General features: G+C 65.3%; 20 protein-coding genes and 1 tRNA gene. 13 read left to right on the forward strand and 8 right to left on the reverse strand.

Annotated features, from left to right (window positions below; translation table 11 throughout):
- The first annotated feature begins 43 nt into the window (after window positions 1-43).
- The 4 genes from DIZ22_RS14925 to DIZ22_RS14940 all read left to right on the forward strand — a co-directional run bounded on the left by DIZ22_RS14925 (window position 44) and on the right by DIZ22_RS14940 (window position 6,839).
- Window positions 44-3,376 (forward strand): autotransporter domain-containing protein, encoded by a 3,333-nt coding sequence (locus DIZ22_RS14925; protein ID WP_122928367.1) that lies wholly within the window; start codon window positions 44-46, stop codon window positions 3,374-3,376.
- A gap of 124 nt (window positions 3,377-3,500) precedes the next feature.
- Window positions 3,501-4,634, forward strand: coding sequence for an endo-1,4-beta-xylanase (locus DIZ22_RS14930; RefSeq protein WP_010337282.1), 1,134 nt, complete (start codon window positions 3,501-3,503; stop codon window positions 4,632-4,634).
- Between the two features lie 70 nt (window positions 4,635-4,704).
- On the forward strand, window positions 4,705-6,288 hold the full coding sequence (locus tag DIZ22_RS14935) for a Na+/H+ antiporter (protein ID WP_122928368.1): 1,584 nt from the start codon (window positions 4,705-4,707) through the stop codon (window positions 6,286-6,288).
- A gap of 5 nt (window positions 6,289-6,293) precedes the next feature.
- Window positions 6,294-6,839 (forward strand): nucleotidyltransferase family protein, encoded by a 546-nt coding sequence (locus DIZ22_RS14940; protein ID WP_010338406.1) that lies wholly within the window; start codon window positions 6,294-6,296, stop codon window positions 6,837-6,839.
- Here the strand turns inward: DIZ22_RS14940 and DIZ22_RS14945 are convergent, their stop codons facing one another.
- The 4 genes from DIZ22_RS14945 to yajC are packed head-to-tail and all read right to left on the reverse strand — an operon-like array spanning window position 6,840 to window position 10,187.
- A complete protein-coding gene (locus DIZ22_RS14945; protein ID WP_313041677.1) occupies window positions 6,840-7,241 on the reverse strand; it encodes an MTH938/NDUFAF3 family protein in 402 nt (133 codons plus the stop codon).
- On the reverse strand, window positions 7,238-8,221 hold the full coding sequence (gene secF, locus DIZ22_RS14950; RefSeq protein WP_010338409.1) for a protein translocase subunit SecF: 984 nt from the start codon (window positions 8,219-8,221) through the stop codon (window positions 7,238-7,240). Before secF ends, DIZ22_RS14945 begins: the two co-directional genes overlap by 4 nt.
- 21 nt (window positions 8,222-8,242) lie before the next feature.
- Window positions 8,243-9,844 carry a protein translocase subunit SecD gene (secD, locus tag DIZ22_RS14955; protein WP_010338410.1) on the reverse strand — a complete coding sequence of 534 codons (1,602 nt, stop codon included), beginning with the start codon at window positions 9,842-9,844 and terminating at the stop codon, window positions 8,243-8,245.
- Window positions 9,845-9,851: 7 nt separating this feature from the next.
- Window positions 9,852-10,187, reverse strand: coding sequence for a preprotein translocase subunit YajC (gene yajC, locus DIZ22_RS14960; protein ID WP_004208743.1), 336 nt, complete (start codon window positions 10,185-10,187; stop codon window positions 9,852-9,854).
- A gap of 244 nt (window positions 10,188-10,431) precedes the next feature.
- Here yajC and DIZ22_RS14965 point away from each other — a divergent pair.
- Window positions 10,432-10,508: transfer RNA gene (locus DIZ22_RS14965), tRNA-Pro, on the forward strand.
- A gap of 66 nt (window positions 10,509-10,574) precedes the next feature.
- Here DIZ22_RS14965 and DIZ22_RS14970 read toward each other — a convergent pair.
- Window positions 10,575-11,597, reverse strand: a complete 1,023-nt coding sequence (locus DIZ22_RS14970; protein WP_048938090.1) for a nucleoside hydrolase — start codon at window positions 11,595-11,597, stop codon at window positions 10,575-10,577.
- A 94-nt stretch (window positions 11,598-11,691) separates the two neighbouring features.
- On the reverse strand, window positions 11,692-12,141 hold the full coding sequence (locus DIZ22_RS14975) for a DUF1003 domain-containing protein (RefSeq protein ID WP_010338412.1): 450 nt from the start codon (window positions 12,139-12,141) through the stop codon (window positions 11,692-11,694).
- Window positions 12,142-12,978: 837 nt separating this feature from the next.
- On the opposite strand from DIZ22_RS14975, the gene DIZ22_RS14980 reads away from it, so the two are divergent.
- Both DIZ22_RS14980 and DIZ22_RS14985 read left to right on the forward strand, forming a co-directional pair.
- On the forward strand, window positions 12,979-13,518 hold the full coding sequence (locus DIZ22_RS14980) for a glycosyl hydrolase 108 family protein (RefSeq protein WP_029547986.1): 540 nt from the start codon (window positions 12,979-12,981) through the stop codon (window positions 13,516-13,518).
- 14 nt (window positions 13,519-13,532) lie between these two features.
- A complete protein-coding gene (locus tag DIZ22_RS14985; protein WP_004208747.1) occupies window positions 13,533-13,829 on the forward strand; it encodes a 3TM-type holin in 297 nt (98 codons plus the stop codon).
- A gap of 180 nt (window positions 13,830-14,009) precedes the next feature.
- On the opposite strand, the gene DIZ22_RS14990 is transcribed toward DIZ22_RS14985, so the two are convergent.
- The gene (locus DIZ22_RS14990) at window positions 14,010-14,459 is read right to left on the reverse strand and encodes a hypothetical protein (protein ID WP_026108855.1); all 450 of its coding nucleotides are present in this window, start codon (window positions 14,457-14,459) and stop codon (window positions 14,010-14,012) included.
- 136 nt (window positions 14,460-14,595) lie between these two features.
- Here DIZ22_RS14990 and DIZ22_RS14995 point away from each other — a divergent pair, with 136 nt between their 5' ends.
- Window positions 14,596-15,270, forward strand: coding sequence for an MnmC family methyltransferase (locus DIZ22_RS14995; RefSeq protein ID WP_010339522.1), 675 nt, complete (start codon window positions 14,596-14,598; stop codon window positions 15,268-15,270).
- Window positions 15,271-15,823: 553 nt separating this feature from the next.
- On the opposite strand, the gene DIZ22_RS15005 is transcribed toward DIZ22_RS14995, so the two are convergent.
- Window positions 15,824-16,375, reverse strand: coding sequence for a hypothetical protein (locus tag DIZ22_RS15005; protein WP_010339523.1), 552 nt, complete (start codon window positions 16,373-16,375; stop codon window positions 15,824-15,826).
- Window positions 16,376-16,722: 347 nt separating this feature from the next.
- Here DIZ22_RS15005 and rpsM point away from each other — a divergent pair, with 347 nt between their 5' ends.
- The 5 genes from rpsM (at window position 16,723) to DIZ22_RS15030 (ending at window position 21,691) form a co-directional block, all read left to right on the forward strand.
- The gene (gene rpsM, locus DIZ22_RS15010; RefSeq protein ID WP_004208751.1) at window positions 16,723-17,091 is read left to right on the forward strand and encodes a 30S ribosomal protein S13; all 369 of its coding nucleotides are present in this window, start codon (window positions 16,723-16,725) and stop codon (window positions 17,089-17,091) included.
- Window positions 17,092-17,168: 77 nt separating this feature from the next.
- Window positions 17,169-17,558, forward strand: a complete 390-nt coding sequence (gene rpsK, locus DIZ22_RS15015) for a 30S ribosomal protein S11 (protein WP_004208752.1) — start codon at window positions 17,169-17,171, stop codon at window positions 17,556-17,558.
- Window positions 17,559-17,683: 125 nt separating this feature from the next.
- On the forward strand, window positions 17,684-18,745 hold the full coding sequence (locus DIZ22_RS15020; protein ID WP_004208753.1) for a DNA-directed RNA polymerase subunit alpha: 1,062 nt from the start codon (window positions 17,684-17,686) through the stop codon (window positions 18,743-18,745).
- A gap of 206 nt (window positions 18,746-18,951) precedes the next feature.
- Entirely contained in the window at window positions 18,952-19,377 is a 426-nt protein-coding gene (gene rplQ, locus DIZ22_RS15025) for a 50S ribosomal protein L17 (RefSeq protein ID WP_004208754.1), read from the forward strand.
- A gap of 103 nt (window positions 19,378-19,480) precedes the next feature.
- Window positions 19,481-21,691: a prolyl oligopeptidase family serine peptidase gene (locus DIZ22_RS15030; RefSeq protein ID WP_122928369.1), complete on the forward strand. Its 2,211-nt coding sequence runs from the start codon at window positions 19,481-19,483 to the stop codon at window positions 21,689-21,691.
- Window positions 21,692-21,753 lie beyond the last annotated feature (62 nt).

Here is a 21,753-nt window from a genome sequence, read left to right on the forward strand (position 1 = left end):
ATAGCTGCATAGCCTCGCCAACGGTCTTTGGGGAGTTAACATCATGCGCATTCGTAAGAATGGCGCGGGCCTGTTGGCACGCGCCGGTCGTTCTGCCCTTTTGGCATCGGCCGCTCTGTCCGCTCTGAGCATCGCACCGGCAGCCCATGCCGTCGTGCCGAACGACAATAATACGCCGGCCGACATCGTCGATGGCACCGATGTGAACGGCGTCGGCATCATGTATCGCGCCGACGGCTATGTCTGCACCGGCACGCTGATCAATCCGCGCACCGTCATTTTCGCCGCCCACTGCGTCAATGATTATGACCCCAGCACCTACAGCACGGTGAATGACGGCATTCCGGTCGCCTTCGCCTTCCAGAGCAACGCCCGCCCCGGCCTCGTCAACTGGATCAACAACGGCTATCGCACCAACACCGCGCTCAGCGTCTATAACGTCAACAATATCGCCTATAATCCGGACTCGCTCGATCCGCCGGCGCTCAGCTTCCTCTATGGCGACACGGCGATGGCCACGCTCGACACGCCGGCCAGCGACGTGCCGACCTGGGCGATGCTCTTTTCCGCCCTGCCCGCGCCGGAAAGCATCAGCGACACGACCGGCACCGGCTATCATGTGACGATCACCGGCTATGGCCGCAGCGGCAGCGGCACCACCGGCAACAGCTATGGCATCGATTATCGCCGCAAGGTGGCCGAGAATTTCCTCGGCATGCTCGGCTCGCTCGACGATATCGACATCTTCCTGTTCGGCGAAGGCGGTGGCTATACCCAGAATCTCTACCAGACCGACTTCGACGATCCGACCCGGACCAACGAATTCGACTTCAATGTCTTCAAGGACGATGCGCTTCCCAATGAAGGCAATACCGCCGGCGGCGATTCCGGCGGCCCGCTGATCCTCGACCAGACCTTTGACCAGAAGGTGGTGCTGGGCGTCCTGTCGGGCGGCAGCCGCTACTTCCTGGAACAGCCGCAAAGCTCTTATGGCGGCTCCGCCTTCTATCAACCGCTCTACCTCTTCTGGGACTGGATCGCGCAGAATAATCCCTATCGCTACGCCACTGCCAAGGCCGGCGACGGCAAATGGAGCGACGCCAGCCACTGGGTGACGGCGCTCGATCCCAATTACATGATCATCGACAGCAACGGATCGTTGGTGAACGGCGTGCCGACCACGCCCGGCGCCGGCGCCTTTGGCGAGGATGATGCGCAGAAGTTCGGCCAGGTCTGCTACCAGCCCAATGATGGCTCGGACGACGCCTGTTACGACGTCGGCACCGACACGCTGCTGATCAATGGCGAGCCGGTCGAGGCGACCGACGCGACCACCACCAGCGGCAGCAAGACCGTCGCCGACAACAAGGGCAAGGTCGAGATCGCCGAGCGCAGCCCGTCTGATGGTGCCGCCAGCCTGGCGGACGAGGCCATCGTGGAGGCCCAGGCGGAGGGCGATGCCGTCCTGCCCGCCGCGACCCTGGCCAACGGTCTGCCCGGCGCCACCAATTTCGTGCCGAACAATATCGACCCTGTCGCTGCGCAGGGCGTCGTCGGTCGCTATTATGACGTCACGCTCAGCGCCGCCGGCAAGACCACGCTCGACATCGACGCCACCGTCGATCGCTTCACCATCTCGGGCACCGGCTCGACGCTCGACGTGACCAGCGCCGGATCGCTCACCAGCCTGATGGACATCAATCATCTCGCCGGCGTGGTGAATGTCGATGGCGCGGTCGAAACACCGGGCGACTATCTGCTGCTCTCGGGCCTGCTCTCGGGCAAGGGCACGCTGCGGACCCCCTATTTCACCAACATCATGGGCGTGGTCGCGCCTGGCGGCATCGGCACCATCGGCACGCTCACGGTCGAGGGTAATGCCATCCTCTCCTCGGGCAGCACGCTGCATGTCGACCTTGGCAGCAGCGGTTCCGATCTGCTCGCGGTCAAGGCCACCGATGATGTCGAAGGCGTCGCGGCGGTCGATGGCAAGGTCGTCTTCGGCGCGGCGACCGGCGCCAAGCTGCGCTATGGCAGCCGCTACACCTTCCTGACTGCGGAAGGCGGCGTCGAAGGCACGTTCGACACGCCGACCAACATCAGCGCCATCCTGAAGCCCGTGCTGACCTATGGCGCCAACAGCGTCAGCGTCACGGTCGATGCCGGCACCTATGCCGGCGTCGTCAATGGCGGCTCGCAGGTGCAGACCAGCTTTGCCCGCCTGCTCGATCAGAACCGCGCCCTCTACGGCAATTATGCCACCCTCTATGGCGAGGCCGACCTGCTGAGCGTCGCCGCGATCCAGGCGTCGCTCGAAGCCATGGCACCGCGCACCGAAGCGCTCCGCACCTCCATGTCCGAAGTGCTGAACGACAATATGGCCCGCTTCTATCGCGATCGCCTGGCACGCGTCAGCGGCGGCAGCATGGGCGGCACGCTGACCATGACCGGTCAGCCGCTCCAGCTCGCCGCGCTCAGCATGAACAATCTGAACCTGGGCATGGATCAGGGCGGCGGCAACGAAACCGTCACCCAGGAAAATGCCCTGCCTGAAGACGTCAGCGCCTTCATCGCCGGCGGCTATATCGACGGCAAGAGCGATCCGATGCGGGGCGCCATCACCACCGGCCGCGACAAGTTCGACGGCTGGTATGGTGCGGCCGGCATCGAAAAGATGATCGGCGACGATGCCGTGATCGGCCTGGCCGCCTCCTTCAGCGAGCTCAAGGGCAATACCGGCATCGGCGACACCGCCCGTTCCCGCCTGTACCAGGCCACCGTCTATGGCAATTGGGATCTGGGCGGCGTCGTTCTGGATGGCGTCGGCAGCGCCGGCACCCTCACCAGCAAGACCAAGCGCGCCTTTGCGGTGGGCACCACCCCCTACACACTGCGCGGCAGCGACCAGCAACTGGCCCTGTCGGGTGAGATCGGCATCGGCGCGCCGCTGGGTGGCGACGCCTTCACCATCACGCCGCGCGCCTCGCTGCGCGGCGCCTATATCAGCGGCGGCAACCTCGCTGAATATGGCGGCGACACCGCGCTGGTGATCCATCGCCATGCGATCCAGAGCGCGCAGGGGCGCCTGGGGGCCACGGCGAAGATCGATGTCGGCGGGTTCAAGCCCTATCTGACCGCCAATTATGTCCATGAGTTCCGCGACCAGCCGGCCTATTTCCTGGCCAATTTCGTCGGCGGCACCGGATCGCTCGCGCCCTTCGCGCTGGGTGGCTCGGACAAGAATTGGGGCGAAGTGGGCGGCGGCCTGACCCTCAGCACCGGCAATGTCGACATCAGCCTGTCGGCCGACACCACCGCCTGGCGCGGCAACCTCAGCTATCAGAGCTATCGCGCCGCACTCAAATTCCGCTTCTGACAGTAGCTCCCCGGCAACAGAAGCATTGGGCCGTCCCGCATGGGGCGGCCCTTTTTTTTTGCGGGCAGCCCCCTCCGGCCAATTACCGATTGCCTCTGCGCCTCTCCGCTCGGACAAATGCAGCATGAAAGACCATGGCCCGCCCCTGTCCCGCCGGCACATGCTGTCGCTGACGGCGGGCGCCATCCCGGCCCTGTCCTGCGCGCCCGGCCTGGCCGTCGCGCCGCCTTCCGGACTCGACGCCATCGCCCGCAGCCGGGGCCTGCGCTTTGGCACCGCCGTATCGCCCACCCATCTGGACGATCCGGCCTTTGCCCAGTTGATCGTCCGGGAATGTTCGGTGCTGACCGCCGAGAATAATTTCAAATGGAAATATCTCGAAGCCAAGGAGGGACAGCGCAACCCGGCAAAGGCGCTGCGCGTCCTGCGCTTCGCCAGCCGCCACCGCATGTCGCCGCGGGGCCATACGTTCGTCTGGAACCAGGATGATCGGGTGCCCGGCTGGCTGATCGCCAATGAGGCGGCGCTGGCACAGAAGGGTGGCGCCCCGCTCATCGCCCTGATGAACGATCATGCCCGCTATATTGCGACCACCTTCCCCCAGATCGAATCATGGGACTGCGTGAACGAGGCATTCGTCGTCCAGAGCGGACAATTGAAGAACTCGATCTACACCCGCATCCTTGGCCTGGGCTTCTTCGACCTCGCCTTTCAGCTGATGGCGCAATATGCCCCCCATGCGCAGCGCGTCTATAATGGCAATATGAGCTGGGAGCAGAATCCCGATCATCGCGACGCCGTGCTGCGCGTGCTGGAACAGGCGCTCAAGCGCGGCGTGCCGGTCAATGCCATCGGCATCCAGAGCCATCTGGGCAATACGCTGGGCCGCGGCCGCGACGAACGGGCCTGGAATCGCTTCCTTGCCGAACTGGACGCCATGGGCATGACGGTGCTGATCACCGAACTGGATTGCGCCGACCGCCATCTGAGCGACCAGGAGCCGGCCAGACGCGATGCCGAAATTGCCGCCTTCGTGAAGGGCTATCTCGACATCACGCTCAGCCATCGCAATGTCTCCCAGGTCATCTGCTGGGGCCTCAGCGATCGCTATTCCAATCTCAATCGCGACAGCTATCCGACCAAGAGCCGCCGCCCGGATGGCCTGCCCATGCGCGGCAACCCCTTCGACGATGCGCTGCGGCCCAAACCCTTTTATGATGCCATCGCCACCGCCCTCGCCGCCTGTCCGGTGCGATGATCGGGCGGACCGCTGGACAGGATCGGCGACCCTATTAGGGTAGGGCGATCGACAGACAGGGGCCAGGCCGATGCATCCGGTGGAATTGTTCGAACTGCTGGTGGCCATGCTGCTGGCGATCATCGCGCTTCATTATGCCGCGCATCGGCTGGGCCTGCCGCCGGCGGTCGCCTTGCTGACCGGCGGCACCTTGCTCGCCTTCGTGCCCGGCCTGCCGGTCATCTCGCTTGACCCCGAACTGGTCCTGGTCATCTTCCTGCCGCCGCTGTTGATGGACGGCGCCTGGTTCATTGCGCTGGGCCATCTGCGCCGCCACCTGATCGGCATCATGTCACTGGCGATCGGCGCGGTGATCTTCACCACGCTCGTGGTCGCCGCCGTCGCCCATGCCCTGATGCCGTCCCTGCCCTGGGCCGCCTGCGCCGCGCTGGGCGCGATCGTCTCGCCGCCCGACGCCATTGCCGCGCGCGCCGTGCTGCAACGCGTGCATCTCCCCCGCCGCCTGTCGGTCCTGCTGGAGGGCGAAAGCCTGTTCAACGACGCCAGCGGCCTGGTCCTCTTCCGCTTCGCCATCGCCGCCGTCGCAACCGGCAGTTTCAGTGCCGTGGCCGGCCTCGAAAGCTTCATCCTGCTCGCCGTCGGCGGGCTGGTGGTCGGCGGCGCGATCGGCGCCATCTGGGTGCTGCTGGTCCGGCGGCTGGGTGACGATTATCTGATGATCGCCTCTTCCATGCTGGTGCCCTGGTCGGCCTATCTGCTGGGCGAAGCCTTCCATGTTTCCGGCGTCATCGCCACCGTCGCAGCCGGCCTCATCTGCGGCTGGTATCAGCATATCGTCTGGTCCGCCTCGGTGCGGATGCGCGGCACCGCCTTCTGGGCGGTGATGATCTTCCTCATGGAAGCGACCGTGTTCATGCTGATCGGCTCGTCGCTGCGCGGCGTGGTCGACCGGGTCGGCGGCTTCGCCGTCGTGCTCGACAATATGGCGGTGCCGGTGCTGCTCATCCTGCTCGCCCTCACCGCCGCCCGCTTCGTCTGGGTGTTCGGCTCGGACGCCATCATCCTGCTGCTGCGCGCGATGGGCCTGCGCCGCTACAGCCCGATCGGCCCGCGCGGCGCCACCGTGCTCGGCTGGGCCGGCATGCGCGGCGTGGTGACGCTGGCGGTCGCACTCTCCGTGCCGGAGGGCTTTCCGGGGCGCGACTTCCTGCTGGTCGCCGCCTTTGGCGTGATCCTGGGCACCGTCCTGATCCAGGGCACCACGCTCGGCCTGCTGATCCGCTGGGCGGGCCTCTCCGACCCGATTCATGATCGCCCCCGCCTCAGCATGAGCGATGCCGAAGCCGCCATCGCCAGGGTCCAGGCCGTGCGCGTCGAACAGCTCGCCTATGATGCGGCAGGCGAACTCATCCACCCGCAACTGCTCGAACGCTATCAGCGCCGCGCGGTCCTCTCGAAAAACTATGCCGGGCAGGAAGAACAGTTCGCCGACCGGCTCCACGCCCATTTCGATCTGGTGCTGGAGGCAATCGCCGCCGGCCGCGCCGAACTGCTGCGCCTGCACCGCGCCGGCGACATTGACGAACATGTGCTGCAGGAACTGGAACGCGACCTCGACCTGGAGGAACTGACCGCCTGGTCGATGAAGTCGTAATCCGCATGGAAGCCCGTTTGCGCGATCTGCTGAACGCCGATCCCTGGCGCATGGCCATCCTGCATCTGCTCCGCGCGCTTGACCTGCCCGATGGCTGGGTCGCCGCCGGCTTCGTGCGCGATGCGGTCTGGGACCATCTCCACGGCCACGCCCCGTCGATCCCCGTCGGCGATATCGACATCATCTGGTTCGATCCCATCCGGACCGATCCTGCGCTCGACCGGCAGATCGAGCGGCAACTGGCCACGCTGCGCCCGGACGTCGACTGGTCGGTCAAGAATCAGGCGCGGATGCACCTGCGCAATCGGGACGCCCCCTATGCCGATGCTGCCGACGCGATGCGCCACTGGACCGAGACGGCGACCGCCATCGGCGTCCGTCTGACGCCCGACGACCGGCTGGAGGTCAACGCCCCCTTCGGCCTGGATGATCTGTTCGGCTTGCGGCTGGTGCCCGGCCCGGCCTTTCTCGGCGCCAGGCGGACGATCTTCGATGAACGGGTGCGCGCCAAGCAATGGCTGGCGCGCTATCCCCGACTTCAGCCCGGCTGATCAGAGCGGCAGCAGCGCACCCACGATCCAGCGTTCCTCGGCACGCAGCACGCCCCAGGCGCGGGCAGCGGCGCGGCTGTCCATCGCCTCGACGCCGATGCCGCGGGCTTCCAGTTCCCGCACGAAGGCGCGGGGCGGCTGTTGCAACCCGCTGCCGGTGCCCAGCAGCAGGAATTCAGGCTCCAGTTCCAGATGGTCGAACAAATCGCCCAGCGCCGCGACGCTCATCGCCGACACCGCCGGCGCCTGCATCCAGGCCAGTGCCCGGACGGGGCTGAGCAACAGCCCGTCCGGGAAGACATCGTCCTTCACCCGGAAGCCCCGGCCCTGAAAGCCGGTGACGATCGGACCCTGGCCGCTATCGTCGCGGCGCAGTTCGATTCCGGTGTGACGGTCGCTCAGGGCTGGGCTCCGTCGCGCGGGCCCATGCGCTCGGCCTGGGCGGCGATGCCGCCCTTCTTCGCCTTCTTCTCGGCCGTCTGCGGGCTCAGGCCCAGCGTGATCAGCAGCGAGGAGGAGACATAGACCGACGAATAGGTGCCGACGATGATGCCCAGCATCATGGCCGCGGTGAAGCCGCGCAGCACATGGCCGCCCAGCAGCAGCAGCGCGCCCAGCGCCAGCAGGATGGTGACCGAGGTCATGACCGTGCGCGGCAGCGTCTCGTTGACCGACAGGTCGATCAGCGACTTCATGTCCATCTTGCGATATTTGCGCATATTCTCGCGGATACGGTCGTCGATCACCATCTTGTCGTTGATCGAATAGCCCACGATGGTCAGCACGGCGGCGATGATGTTGAGGTCGAACTCCAGCTGGGTGATCGCGAAGAAGCCCAGCGTCATCAGCACGTCGTGGACGATCGCGACGAAGGTCGACACGCCGAACTGCCATTCGTAGCGGAACCAGGAGAAGATCGCGATGCCGATGATCGCCAGCACAACCGCCAGCACGCCATTCTGGATCAGTTCGCCCGACACCTTGCCCGACACCGTGTCATAGCGCGAGAAGGTGACGCCGGGGAACTGTGCCTCCATCGCCTTGCGGGTCTTTTCGACCACCGCATTGGCCGCGCCGGCGCCGCCCTGTTCGGGCAGCGGCAGGCGGATCTGCACCGTCTTGGGATCGCCGAACTGCTGCAGCGAGCTTTCGCCCACGCGCAGCCCCGCGATCGTGTCGCGGACCTTGTCGGTCTCGACCGCCTGCGGGAACTTCGCCTCGATCATCAGGCCGCCGACAAAGTCGACGCCCAGGTTCAGGCCCTTGTAGAAGGTCGCGCCGACCGCCAGCACGGTCAGCAGCAGCGTCAGGCCAAAGGCCCAGTGGCGCAGCTTGACGAAGCCGATATTGGTGTTGTCGGGGACGAGCTTGAGAAGTTTCATGGGTTGTTCCTCCCGCCCCTCTTAAATGTGGATGTCCGTGGGACGAGTGCGACGCACCCAGCCCGAGACGAGAACGCGCGTGAAGGTCACGGCGGTGAACACGCTGGTCGCGATGCCGATCAGCAGCACGATGGCGAAGCCCTTGACCGGGCCGGAGCCCAGCGCGAGCATGATGCCACCGGCGATCGCATGGGTCACGTTCGCTTCGAAGATGGTGCGGCTGGCTTCCTTGTAGCCGAACTCGATCGCCTGCACGACCCCGCGCCCGCGTCGCCGCTCTTCGCGAATACGCTCATAGATCAGCACGTTCGCGTCGACCGCGGTGCCGATGGTCAGCACGAAGCCGGCAATGCCCGGCAGGGTCAGCGTCGCGCCCAATATGCCCATCACGCCCAGGATCACCAGCACGTTGATCGCCACGGCCAGGTTCGCATACATGCCGAACCGGCCATAGCTCACGAACATGAAGGCGGCGACGGCAACGACCGCGACGATCGACGCGACCAGGCCGGCGCGGATCGAATCGGCGCCCAGGCCCGGACCGACAGTGCGTTCCTCGACCACGACGAAGTTGACCGGCAGCTTGCCCGACCGCAGCGCGATCGCCAGCTGGTTGGCGCCCTCGACGGTGAAGCTGCCCGAAATCGTTGCCGACCCGCCCAGGATCGGCTCATTGATGTTCGGCGCCGACAGCACCTTGCCATCCAGGATGATGGCGAAGGGGCGGTTGACATTCTGCGACGTCACCTTGGCGAACTTGTTGCCGCCCGATCCGTTGAAGCGGATGGTGACATTGGGTTCGTTGGTCTGCTGGTCATAGGTCTGCTGCGCGTCGGTCAGCTCCTCGCCCGACACCATCACCTGGCGGTGGACGGCGATCACCGGCGGCCCGGCCGGATTGGTCGGATAGGGCAGGACTTCGCTGCCCACCGGCGCGCGGCCCTGGGCCACCTCGCTCGGATTGGCGCTCATGTCGACCAGCTTGAATTCCAGCTTCGCGGTCTGGCCCAGCAAAGCCTTCAGCGCCTTGGGATCCTGCAGGCCCGGCACCTGCACGACGATGCGGTTGGCGCCCTGCTGCTGGATGGTCGGCTCGCGCGTGCCCATTTCGTCGATGCGCTTGCGGATGACTTCGGTCGCGACCTGCATCGCGCTCTTGACCGCATTGTCGATTCCCGCCTGGGTCGGCGTGATGACGATGGTGGAGCTGTTGACCACCTCGACATTGAAGTCGCGCTGGCCGGTCAGGCCCGCCCCCTGGGTCAGCGGGCGGATGCGCTCGACGGCGGCATCCACTTCGCTCGGGTTGCGGACCATGAAGCTGAGCTTCCCGTCACGGCTGGAGATATCGCCGATCGCGATCTTCGTCTCGCCCCGGCGCAGTTCCGTGCGGACCTGCTCCTCCATATTGGCGAGCCGCTGCTTGGCCACATCCTGGGTCGACGCTTCCAGCAGCAGATGGCTGCCGCCGGCAAGGTCGAGGCCCAGATTGACCCGCGTCTGCATGAAGGGGGGCAGCTTCGCCACCGTCGAATCGGGCAGGAAGCTCGGGACGGCGCAGAAGATGCCGATGATCAGCGGCAACAGGATGCCGGCGATGGCCCAGCGCGAGAAGTTCAGCATGGTTGGATCAGTCGTTCGCGGGCTTGGCGGTGGTCGGGTCGATCACGTCGGCCAGGGTCGACTTGACCGCCTTGACCTTCATGTTCGGCGCCAGCTCGATATCGACATAGATGTCGTCGACGCGCGCGACCTTGCCGACCAGGCCACCGCCGGTCACGACCTGATCGCCCTTCTTCACGGCGTCGATCTTGCCCTTATGCTCCTTCATCTTCTTCTGCTGCGGACGGATCAGCAGGAAGTAGAAGACGACGAAGATGAGGACCAGCGGTGCCATCTGCACCAGGATACCGGCGCCGGAGGCTTGCCCGCCCGCGGTCTGGGCAAAGGCTGGAGTAATGAACATGGTGGGACTTTCGCCTTGTTTTTCGGTCTCCCCAACCCGCAGGGCGCGGGCATGGGATCAAGCGCGGGCGGCTAACACAGATGGCCGGGGCAAGGCAACAAGCTTGGCTTTTCGCGCCCGGAATGACGGGCTTTGAAAGCATCGGGCAAGGGACGGGAAAGCCGTTCATTTGCACGCTCCGCAAAAAGCCTGCATCGAATCCCTTGCAACTTCCAATTCATCCCTCTATTGGGCGCCCTCCGGTCGGGACGTAGCGCAGCCTGGTAGCGCATCACACTGGGGGTGTGGGGGTCGGAGGTTCGAATCCTCTCGTCCCGACCAAAATTCTCCGAACATCGCCATAATCCATGATTTTCGCCGCTTCGGCGGAGGGCCTGCCCCTGCGTGTCAGACGCTGCCGGCCCGGATCTTGGCAAACATGTCCGCAAAGGTCAGCCGGCTATCGATCCGGGTGAAGACGCGCATCGGCCGCCCGGCCGGATGTGCGACATAGCCCGCCTGATCGTTGATCCGCGGCGTCGGCCGGATCAGATAATCGCTCGACGCCGCATCGGGATCGAAGGAGGATTGCAGCGCGGTCAGTGTGACCAGCGGACTGTCCCCCAATATATAGGTTTCGCCGAGCGGCGCATCGATCCGCCTGATTGCCCGCTCCAACTGATCCAGCAGATAACGGCCCAGCCGCCCCGCCCCTGCCAGTTCCCGGTCGAGTTCGGCATGACTGATCATCAGCGTGCGATAGACGTTGCGCGGCACCTGCCAGATCTCGACTGCCGAATCGTTGAACAATGCCTGCGCGGCGGCCAGATCGATGGTCAGATTATATTCCTTGCTTGCCCGGACATGGACGGTGGGATCGACATCCCCATGTTCCGGCCCGCCGATCCAGACCAGGATGATCCGCCGCGCGATCTCCGGTCGCAGGCGCACCGCTTCGGCCAGGTCGGTCAGGCCAGCCCCCGCAACATAGAAGAGGGGCAATTTGCTATCAGTCCGTTGCGCTTCGGCGATGATCGCGGCCACCGCCGGGGTGGCCGATGGCGGCATGCCGGGCGCCGGCGCGGCATTGCGCCCCGCCAGCACCGGCGGCCGATGCGGCAGCCGCATGCAATCCATAATGGCGCTGACGCATTGCACGGCATTGTCGGCTTGCCGGTCCGACCCGTCGAGGAAATCCCTGGGATGAATATGCGATCCGATGACCAGCGGGATCTGCACCGAAGGCGACAACAGATGATGCGCCAGTTGGAACAGGCCATCGGGATCGCCGGAAAAATCATTGTCGATGATCACCCGGCTGCGGACCCGCGCGGTCAGGGCGTGAGCCGGCCCGGTCAGTGATGCCTGGCCGGCCAGCCCCACAAGCCCCGCCAGCCATGTTCGCCGATCGATGATAAGCCTGTTCTGCACGACCTGACCCTCCCCATGTCGCCCCATTGGACATGCAGCCACATTGCGGGACCATGACCCACAATGTCAAACAAGACCCGGAAATGCCGGAAGATCAGTCGGCCGCCCCTGCCATATCCCCCCTCTCGCCCGCCATCGCCAGCAGCAGGTCGATCTTGTCGTGCAGGCTGGCAATCTGCGCTTCCGATCGCAGGTTGGTCTCATAGTCGAGCCGCGCCTCCAGCCGGTCCTTGGCCGCCTGGCGGTTCTGGCTCATCATGATGATCGGCGCCTGCAACGCGGCCAGCATCGACAGCATCAGGTTGAGGAAGATGAAGGGAAAGGGATCGAAGGCATGGCGCGCCAGCACCAGCGTGTTCAGCAGCGCCCAGGCGACCAGGAACAGGCTGAAACCGATGATGAAGCGCCAGGAACCGCCGATCGCCGCGACGCGGTCGGCCAGCCGCTCGCCATAGGTCTGGCCGTCATCGAACAGGCGGTTGAGATCAGGGGCCTGGGGTCCGCGGCGCAGGGAGCCGACGAGAAAACGGATGGCTGCATTCATGGATCACCTCGTGCGACCGCGCCTTCGGGGCGGGCGGGTGATCCGAACCTGTCAGTTCGCCCCCATGCCCGAACGCGCGGTCTTTCGACTATGGTCGTTGTCGGACATGATTTCCTCGAAAGGATGGGCGGAATATTCCGGCTGGAACAGGATGGCCGCTAGACCCCGCACCGCGCCGGATCAATCCGCGCAATCATGAAATCTTGGTCATGTTGGAGAGGGGGGGCGGACTGTCAGCCTACCCTCTCCCGTTCACGGGAGAGGGAGGGGCCCGCGCCGAAGGCGTGGGAGGGTGAGGGTCTTCTGAAACAAGCCGCCCTCATCCAACTTCGCCTAACCGGCTTTGCCGGCAAGGCTTCGTATCCTTCTCCCGCCAACGGGAGAAGGAATGAGCGCTCCTGCTCGCTTCGCGCCAGGCAGCCTTCCGCCCGGAAGCGGACCGAGCGCTATCCGGGCTGCGCCATGCTGGCCCCGCCCCGACATCCCCTTTCCTACGCTCTCTCTCCCTGCTCTACACTTGGTGGTGCGAGTGAATGCGCCCGCGCCAGTCGACCGGTGCGTGCCGCGTGCAAGCAAGGCGCGTGGGTGTCGCGTCCGGGGCGCGTGCCGCGCGCGGCGTTAACGCGGCACGATGGCCCAGCCCCTGTTGGACGGGGCGCGTTCCAGTGCATGACCGACGCGCAGCAGAGGCGTTGCCGACGCGGTTCAGGCGCGAACGACCCCAGATGCCCGTTTACACTGAACTTCGACAGACGCGCCCATGCCATTCCACCCTGTCCTACAGATAACCATATGGGATAAATGATTCGCCATCCACGAACCATGGAAGGGCCAATCATGGACATCGACACATTGCTGGACGAACTGATCGCGCGGGAGGGTGGCTATGTCGACCATCCGGCCGATCGCGGCGGGCCGACCAATATGGGCATCACGCTGGGCGTCGCGCGGGCGAACGGCTTTGCCGGCGACATGCGCCGCCTGCCGCCCGCAACCGCGCGCACCATCTATCGCCAGCTCTATTGGGATGGGCCGGGCTATGCCGCGGTCGCGCAGCAGAGCATGGCGCTCGCCGCCGAACTGTTCGACACCGCCGTCAACATGGGACCGGGGGTCGCCAGCACCTTTCTCCAGCGAGCGCTGAACGCGCTCAACCGCAACCAGCGCGACTATCCCGACCTGAAGGCCGATGGCGCGATCGGCGCCCGCACGCTTGCCGCGCTGCGCGCCTTCCGCACCCTGCGCGGCACAGCCGGCGACGCCGTGCTGATCAAGGCGATCGAGGCCTTGCAGGGCGAACGCTATCTGGCGCTGGCCGAAAGCCGCCCGGCCAACGAGGCCTTTCTCTATGGCTGGCTCGCCAACCGCATCGGCTGAAGGGAGACGCGATCATGTTGAAGACCGACGATATTCCCCTGCTCCCCGGCCCCCTCCCCACCGAGCCGACCGACCTGTGGACCCAGCGGTCGCGGCCGGCCTTTCTCTACGTCATCTATGCGCTGCTGCTCTGGTCGATCCCGATGGGGCTGATCTCGGGCTGGCAGCCGGAGGTAGCGGGTGCGATCATCGCGGGCATGCGCGCCTATCTCGACGCCCTGCCCGAGCCGCTCTACGCGCTCTTCGGCACCGCCTATCTCGGCTATACCGCGGCCCATGCCTGGGGCAAGGCGAGGGGCACGGAGCGCTGACAGCCTGTTTGAAAAATCGCGAAAGAGCGATTTTTCAGCGCGGTACCAGCCCGCTCCCCCGCCCAACCACCCGATCCAGTGTCATCCTGTCGGGCGGTTGGGCGGGGGAGCGGGCCGGAACCGACTTTCTCAAACAGTCTCTGAGAGCCAGAGGCGGTGCGCAACACCGCCCCTTTCGCCTCAATTATTGACGTAAAAGTCGCGCAGTGCCCGCGCATCATGCAGGGCATTGTGCGGCACCCGGCTGTTGGCCGCCGCGCTGAAGCCCGCCGCATTGATCAGTTCCAGCCGCAGCCCATAGTCGACCGCCGCCATCTGCCCCGGCCCGGTGGTCAGCAGCGCGCAGAAATGGGCCAGATCCTCGGGCCAGTCGGCGATGATCACCGGATCGGAATCGCCATCCAGATAGGCGGCGATATGGTCGGCCGCCTCGATCCGGCTGAGTTCATGGTCCAGCCCCGGCGGCACATGGCGCAGATAGGGGATGACATGGCGCTCGACCCAGGGTTCGATCACATCGGGCAGTGGCAGCGACGCATAGAAATCATCGTCGCCATGTTCGGGCACCAGCGCCACGCTGATCAGCGCGCCGCCAAAGCCGTTGAATTCGGTATCGAGAAAATAACGCATGATGGGGGTGCCGATAGACCCCTGCGCCGCCGCTGGCCAGCCCATAGGCGGCGAACCGTCCGATGGGCCGCCATTGCGCAGCGGCGCGCGACCTGTCATGCGGCCGCTTTCCCCGCCCTGCTTGAGGACCATTGCCATGACACCGCGCGAATTGCTGGGCACCGCCGCCGTTCCGGGCGGACAGGAACTGCGCCTCTATCGCCGCGGCGGCGACTTCATGATCGTGCTCGACCGCAATGAGCTGATGAGCAGCCGGATGAACGGGTCGGAAAAGGCGCTGGCGCTGATGACGCTGGAGCGACTGGGCAAGCGCGCCGGCCTCCATATGCTGATCGGCGGCTATGGCATGGGCTTCACCCTGCGCGCCGCGCTCGCGGAAATGGACACCAAGGCACAGATCACGCTGGCCGAACTGGTGCCCGAGATCATCGAATGGGCGCGCGGCCCGATGGTCGATCTGGCCGCCGGCTGCCTGGACGATCCGCGCGTGCGGCTGGTGATGGATGATGTCGCCCATGTGATCGCCGCCGGCCATGGCAGCTATGACGCGATCCTGCTCGACGTCGACAATGGCCCGGACGGCCTGACCGCCGACGCCAATGACCGGCTCTATACCAATGCCGGCCTCTCCAGCGCGATGCGCGCGCTCAAGCCCGGCGGCATATTGGCGATCTGGTCGGCGGGATCGGACGCCGCCTTCACCCGGCGGTTGCAGAATGCGGGCTTCGCGGTCGAGGAAGTCGCGGTCAAGGCGCGCGACAATGGCAAGGGCCCCCGCCACGTCATCTGGTTCGCAACCCGCCGGCGTTGAGGGTCCGTTTTAGAAAGCCGGTTCCAGCCCGCTCCCCCGCCCAACCGCCCGATCCAGCGTCATCCTGTCGGGTGGTTGGGCGGGGGCGCGGGCCGGCACCGTACCGAGACATCGCCCTTTCGCGATGTCTCAAAAAAAGCGCCGCACCCCGGACATGAGAGGGGCCGCCGGGACGCAATGCCCGACGGCCCATCATGTGCATGGTCAGCGGCCGGAAACCGCCCAGAAGGAAGACAAGTTCGCGCTAAAGCCCCTGGCGGAGACGGCCTGTATGTCGGCGCTCTTGGTCTCTACACCATGAAGGGTTTGTACCGACGCTCCGGCGTCGTCAGCGGCGCGTTTCCCGAATGGACTTGACCGACCCCATTGCTGAACCATGAGACATCGGATCACCTCCTTTCGCTAATTAAGCCCGCGTGACCGGCTTTGAGCTACCCCTCGATCGGCCACGAGACGGACTGTGAATCAGACGGATTGCAGGATCAAGACTTGTAATATTCTTTTTTGGAATCATACTTGAACGTCCGCGCCGAAACGGCGGGACCGCTGATTTTCAGCCCCGACACTCCTCGATCACGCGCGATATTTCGGCCCAGGCCGGCACGATCAGCGTCTCCTGCCCCTGCACCTCGATCGCGAACCGGCCCCGGCTATAGGCGAGCTGGTCCAGCACCGCGTCGCTCGCGCCGCGCACGGCAGTCAGCTGCGGCACCTGCGTCCCCGCCATCACCGCCGGCCAGCTGCTCGCGCCATAGCTTGTCCGCACCGTGATCGCCCCCTGCCCGCCGCCGGCGCGGCTCAGGCTGATCCGCCGTGTCGCCCGGTCGCAGCGCAGCGTCAAACGCGGGGCAGAAGCCGACTCGCCAAACAGTGCGACCGGCCCGGCCGGATCGGCGCGATAGGTCCAGTTGCCCGGCGTCGCAGGGCGATATTGCCACTCGACCGCCGCAGGCTGGGCCGGCTCGGCTGGCGGCACCGGCGCAGGCCGGGGTGCTGGCGCGGGGCGCGGCGCCGGCGCGGAGGGCGGCGCGACGCAGCCGGCCACCAACAGGGTCAGCGGCGCTGCAAGGGCCGGGGCGGACACAAGAAATCGGGTCAGACGCATCGCGCTTCCATGCCCGAGCCGGCCGGAGCGCTCAACCCGAAAAGGGGCAGGGCGACGGTAGAGGCGGATGGCCGGCCACGGCCATCGCCGCTTGCCCCCATGCGCAACCGCTCCGTTCATCGCACGGAGAGCCTCAAAAAAGCGCCGGATATTGACAGTTTTGGGGCGAATCGATAAAGGCCGCCGTTCCCTACACGCGTAACAGCGGCAGTGCTTCCTGCACTGGCCGTCTTTTTTGCGTCTCGGGAAGCAACATCATGGCCTGTTTTTCCTTGCCAGGAAAGAGGCCCGAACGCTTTGAGATGGGGCGGCGCCAACTGCCCCGTGGAGCAGGAGATTTAAGTACCATGGCACGTATTGCGGGTGTTAACATCCCGACCAACAAGCGCGTAATCATCGCGCTCACCTACATCCACGGCATCGGTCGCAAGACCGCCGTCGACCTCGCCGACAAGCTGGGCATCGACCATGCGCGCCGCGTTCAGGACCTGTCGGACGCCGAAGTCCTGCAGATCCGCGAAGCCATCGACGCCGACCTGACCGTCGAAGGCGATCTGCGTCGCGAAACCGCGATGAACATCAAGCGCCTGATGGATCTGGCCTGCTATCGCGGCCTGCGTCATCGCAAGGGCCTGCCGGTCCGCGGTCAGCGCACGCACACCAATGCGCGCACCCGCAAGGGCAAGGCGAAGCCGATCGCCGGCAAGAAGAAGTAATCGTCGAGGGTCTTGTCCTCTGGACCGACCCTCCGGTGACTTCTGCTTTTGAACGATTTTTGTAGGATTAGAGCAAAATGGCACGCGAACCCCAGCGCATTAAGCGCCGCGAACGCAAGAACATCTCGGCCGGCGTCGCGCACGTCAACGCCAGCTTCAACAACACCATGGTGACCATCACCGACGCCCAGGGCAACGCGATCTCGTGGTCCTCGGCCGGCATGATGGGCTTCAAGGGCAGCCGCAAGTCGACCCCGTACGCCGCTCAGGTGTGCGCCGAAGACGCCGGCCGCAAGGCCGCCGAACATGGCGTCCGCACCCTCGAAGTCGAAGTCAAGGGCCCCGGTTCGGGCCGTGAATCGGCTCTGCGCGCACTGCAGGCCGTCGGCTTCCACATCACCTCGATCCGCGACGTCACGCCGATCCCGCACAATGGTGTGCGTCCGTCGAAGCGCCGCCGCGTCTAATTAAGCTTCGCTAGAGGCTTGAAGGCGGGCGGCGGACGCGTCGCCCGCTTACCCGTTTGCATCGGCCGGAACGTCCTGATGGGTCCAGGATCTACCCGTTACGGCCACATCCCCAGGGGAAGTACATGACTGTCAACATGAAGAACTGGCAGGAATTGAAGAAGCCCAACGCCCTCGAGATCAAGCCGACCGGCGACGGCAAGCGCAAGGCGACCTTCGTTGCCGAACCGCTTGAGCGCGGTTTCGGCCTGACGCTCGGCAACGCGCTGCGCCGGGTTCTTCTCTCCTCGCTCCAGGGCGCGGCGGTCACCTCGATCAAGATCGAGAATGTCCTGCACGAATTCTCGTCGCTCGCCGGCGTGCGTGAGGACGTCACCGACATCGTCCTGAACATCAAGCAGGTCGCGCTGAAGATGGAAGGCGAAGGCCCCAAGCGTCTGCAGCTGTCCGCCACCGGCCCGGCCGTGGTGAAGGCAGGCGACATTGCCGTCGTCGGCGACATCGAAGTGATGAACCCCGATCTGGTGATCTGTCACCTCGATCAGGGCGCGACGCTGAACATGGAACTGACGGCTGACATCGGCAAGGGCTATGTCCCCGCCGTCGCCAACCGCCCGGCAGACGCACCGATCGGCCTGATCCCGGTCGACGCGCTCTACTCGCCGGTCCGCCAGGTCGCCTACAAGGTGGATAACACCCGCGTCGGCCAGGAACTGGACTATGACAAGCTCTCGCTGACGCTGGAAACCGACGGCACCGTGACGCCGGAAGATGCGATTGCCTATGCAGCCCGCATCCTGCAGGACCAGCTCCAGCTGTTCGTCCACTTCGAGGACGCGCTGCCCGCCGCTGCCCCGGCTGCCGGCCATGCCGCTGCCGCTGCTTCGGAAGGCGAAAGCGACACCAACCAGATCAACCGCTATCTGCTCAAGAAGGTGGACGAACTGGAACTGTCGGTCCGCTCGGCCAACTGCCTCAAGAACGACAACATCATCTATATCGGCGATCTGGTCCAGAAGACCGAAGCCGAGATGCTGCGCACCCCGAATTTCGGCCGCAAGTCGCTGAACGAAATCAAGGAAGTGCTGTCGTCCATGGGCCTGCGCCTGGGCATGGACATCCCCGGCTGGCCGCCGGAAAATATCGAGGAAATGGCCAAGAAGCTCGAACAGGAGCTGCTGGGCTAAGTCGGAGCGAGCCGCGCAGCGCAGCAGCGCGGCGGTTCGCAACGCGAACGCGAACGACCGGCCAGCGACGCGCAGCGTCGTCTGACGTCACGGGATTTACTCCCGTGACGGTCGCCGGACGGTCAATGGGGTATTAGGCGGTCCCCATGAAAACCGCCTGGTCTGGGGTACCTCATCCGGCCCCTTAACGAACGAAGGAATGAGACATGCGTCATAAAGTTGGTCATCGTAAGCTTCAGCGCAGCACCGGTCATCGTACCGCCCTGCTTCGCAACCTGGCTGCCTCGCTCATCAAGCATGAGCAGATCCTGACCACCACGCCGAAGGCGAAGGAACTGCGTCCCTACGTCGAGAAGCTGATCACCCTCGCCAAGAAGGGTGGCCTGTCCAACCGTCGTCTGGCCGACGCCCGCCTGAAGGACGATGCGCAGCTGACCAAGCTGTTCGAAGTCCTGGCCGAGCGTTACAAGGATCGCAACGGTGGCTACACCCGCGTGATCAAGGCCGGTTTCCGCGCTTCGGACGCCGCGCCGATCGCGATCATCGAGCTGGTCGACCGTGACGTCGATGCCAAGGGCCAGGACTCCGGTCCGGTCAACACCGTCGACGAAGACGAATTCGAAGCCGCCTGATCGCGGTTCCGCCGGTAACGGTGGATAGACGATAGTCGAACAGGCCGCGGCTTCATCCGAAGCCGCGGCCTGTTTTCTTTTCAAGGACAATAGGGTCGAGAGGATGCGCGCGCTTCGCCGCCTGATCTGGCCGCTGCCGGCCCTGCTGGCAGTGATCGCCGCCGCGCCGGCCTCTGCTGTGGCGGCCGCTGCCTCGGGCGATGCCACCCCCGCCGCGATCGACGCGACGCCGCCGGACAACGGCCTGCATTACCCGCGCACCCGCCGCCAGGATCTGGTCGAGGATCATTTCGGCGTGAAGGTGACCGATCCTTATCGCTGGTTGGAAAATGACGTCCGCACCGACCCCGCCGTGCGCGACTGGGTCGGCCGCGAAAATGACCTGACCCGCCGCTATATCGACGACCTGCCCGGCCGCGAAGCACTCAAGACGCGGATGCAGGCGCTCTTCGCCCATGGCCGCTTCACCGTGCCGCGCAAGGCAGGCACCCGCTATTTCTACGGCTATAACAAGGGGCTGCAGAACCAGACGCCGCTCTATGTCCGCGAAGGACTGGCCGGTGAACAACGGCTGCTGCTCGACCCCAATCGCTGGGCACGCGATGGCGCGAGCGCACTCGCTGAATGGACGCCCTCGCCCGACGGTCGCTTCCTTGCCTATGGGGTGCAGGATGCCGGCAGCGACTGGCGCACCCTGCGCGTGCTGGACGTCGACAGCGGCAAGATCCTCGACGACAAGGTCGAATGGGTCAAATTCTCGCAGACCGCCTGGGACGGCCGGGGCGAGGGGTTCTTCTATTCCCGCTACGCCGCGCCGGTCGACGGCGAAGCCTATCAGTCGACCAACAGCGACCAGCAGCTTTATTATCATCGCATCGGCACGCCCCAGGCGCAGGACCAGCTCATCTATGCGACGCCCGATCGCCCCGGCCTCAGCCACACTGCCCAGGTGACGAGCGACGGCCGCTGGCTGATCGTCAGCAGCTTTGCCGGCATGGACCCGCGCCGCGAGCTGCATGTCGCCGCGCTCGACGGTGGCCCCGTCAAGCTGCGGACGCTGGTCAAGGGCCTCGCCAATGACTGGCGCCTGATCGGCAGCCGCGGATCGACCCTCTATTTCGTCACCGACCGCAAGGCCGCCCATATGCGGCTGGTGACGCTCGATGCCCTGCGGCCGGGGCGCAGCGAAAAGCCGCTGGTGGCCGAACGCGCCGATACGCTGGCCGGTGGATCGCTGGTCGGCAACCGCTTCATCCTCGCTTACATGACCCAATCGGAAACCGTCGCCGAACTGGTCGAGCTGGACGGGCGCAAGGTTGGCGACGTGCCGCTGCCGGGCATGGGCACGGCGGCCGGCTTTGGCGGGCGCGATGGCGACCCGGAAACCTTCTTCTCCTTCTCCGGCTTCGTGACGCCGGCCAGCATCTATCGCTTCGACACGGCGAGCCAGCAGACTCAGCTCTTCGCCCAGCCCGACCTGCCCTTCAATCCCGCCGATTATGGCGTCGAACAGGTCAGCTACCCCTCGAAGGACGGCACGCTGATCCCGATGACGATCCTGCGCAAGAAAGTGCTGGCCGACCATGCGCAGGCGGTACCGACCATCCTTTATGGCTATGGCGGTTTCAACATCGCGCTGACACCGGGCTATTCGGCGACCCGCATGGCCTGGCTGGAACAGGGCGGCGCCTATGCCATCGCCAATCTGCGCGGCGGCGGCGAGTTCGGCAAGGCCTGGCACGATGCCGGGCGCGGCGCCAACAAGCAGAATGTGTTCGACGATTTCATCGCCGCCGCCGAATATCTCAAGGCCCAGGGCTATACCCCCAAGGATGGTCTGGCGATCGAGGGCCGTTCCAATGGCGGCCTGCTGGTCGGCGCGGTGGTCAACCAGCGGCCCGACCTGTTCGCCGCCGCCCTGCCCGCGGTCGGCGTCATGGACATGCTGCGCTTCGATCGCTTCACCGCCGGCCGCTATTGGGTCGACGATTATGGATCGCCCGACAATGAACGCGATTTCCCCCTGCTCTATGGCTATTCGCCCTATCACAATATCTTGAGCGGCAAGGAGTATCCGGCGATCCTGGTGACCACGGCGGACACCGACGACCGGGTCGTGCCGGCGCACAGCTTCAAATATGCCGCCGCGCTGCAGGCCGCGTCGATCGGCGACAAGCCGCATCTGCTGCGGGTGGAGAATCGTGCGGGTCATGGCGCGGGCAAGCCGATCGACAAGCTGATCGAGGAATATGCCGACAGCTATGCCTTTGCCGCCCATTTCACCGGGCTCGACATCCAGCGCAAACCGGACTGAGCCCATTCAGCCTCTGGACAGCCCGACGCGGCTATGGCTCTGTCCATCGCAGGAGATAGGCA

Source organism: Sphingobium sp. LF-16 (genome assembly GCF_003711185.1).
GTDB lineage: Bacteria > Pseudomonadota > Alphaproteobacteria > Sphingomonadales > Sphingomonadaceae > Sphingobium > Sphingobium yanoikuyae_A.

Excerpts from the sequence above, each read along its gene's own strand:
- DIZ22_RS14995 (WP_010339522.1), top strand. The coding sequence starts at position 14,596 with ATGACACCGCGCGAATTGCTGGGCACCGCCGCCGTTCCGGGCGGACAG.
- DIZ22_RS15005 (WP_010339523.1), bottom strand. The coding sequence starts at position 16,375 with ATGCGTCTGACCCGATTTCTTGTGTCCGCCCCGGCCCTTGCAGCGCCG.
- rpsK (WP_004208752.1), top strand. The coding sequence starts at position 17,169 with ATGGCACGCGAACCCCAGCGCATTAAGCGCCGCGAACGCAAGAACATC.
- DIZ22_RS15020 (WP_004208753.1), top strand. The coding sequence starts at position 17,684 with ATGACTGTCAACATGAAGAACTGGCAGGAATTGAAGAAGCCCAACGCC.
- rpsM (WP_004208751.1), top strand. The coding sequence starts at position 16,723 with ATGGCACGTATTGCGGGTGTTAACATCCCGACCAACAAGCGCGTAATC.
- DIZ22_RS14985 (WP_004208747.1), top strand. The coding sequence starts at position 13,533 with ATGTTGAAGACCGACGATATTCCCCTGCTCCCCGGCCCCCTCCCCACC.
- DIZ22_RS14990 (WP_026108855.1), bottom strand. The coding sequence starts at position 14,459 with ATGCGTTATTTTCTCGATACCGAATTCAACGGCTTTGGCGGCGCGCTG.
- secD (WP_010338410.1), bottom strand. The coding sequence starts at position 9,844 with ATGCTGAACTTCTCGCGCTGGGCCATCGCCGGCATCCTGTTGCCGCTG.
- DIZ22_RS14975 (WP_010338412.1), bottom strand. The coding sequence starts at position 12,141 with ATGAATGCAGCCATCCGTTTTCTCGTCGGCTCCCTGCGCCGCGGACCC.
- rplQ (WP_004208754.1), top strand. The coding sequence starts at position 18,952 with ATGCGTCATAAAGTTGGTCATCGTAAGCTTCAGCGCAGCACCGGTCAT.
- DIZ22_RS14940 (WP_010338406.1), top strand. The coding sequence starts at position 6,294 with ATGGAAGCCCGTTTGCGCGATCTGCTGAACGCCGATCCCTGGCGCATG.
- secF (WP_010338409.1), bottom strand. The coding sequence starts at position 8,221 with ATGAAACTTCTCAAGCTCGTCCCCGACAACACCAATATCGGCTTCGTC.
- DIZ22_RS14930 (WP_010337282.1), top strand. The coding sequence starts at position 3,501 with ATGAAAGACCATGGCCCGCCCCTGTCCCGCCGGCACATGCTGTCGCTG.
- DIZ22_RS14980 (WP_029547986.1), top strand. The coding sequence starts at position 12,979 with ATGGACATCGACACATTGCTGGACGAACTGATCGCGCGGGAGGGTGGC.
- yajC (WP_004208743.1), bottom strand. The coding sequence starts at position 10,187 with ATGTTCATTACTCCAGCCTTTGCCCAGACCGCGGGCGGGCAAGCCTCC.
- DIZ22_RS14935 (WP_122928368.1), top strand. The coding sequence starts at position 4,705 with ATGCATCCGGTGGAATTGTTCGAACTGCTGGTGGCCATGCTGCTGGCG.
- DIZ22_RS15030 (WP_122928369.1), top strand. The coding sequence starts at position 19,481 with ATGCGCGCGCTTCGCCGCCTGATCTGGCCGCTGCCGGCCCTGCTGGCA.
- DIZ22_RS14925 (WP_122928367.1), top strand. The coding sequence starts at position 44 with ATGCGCATTCGTAAGAATGGCGCGGGCCTGTTGGCACGCGCCGGTCGT.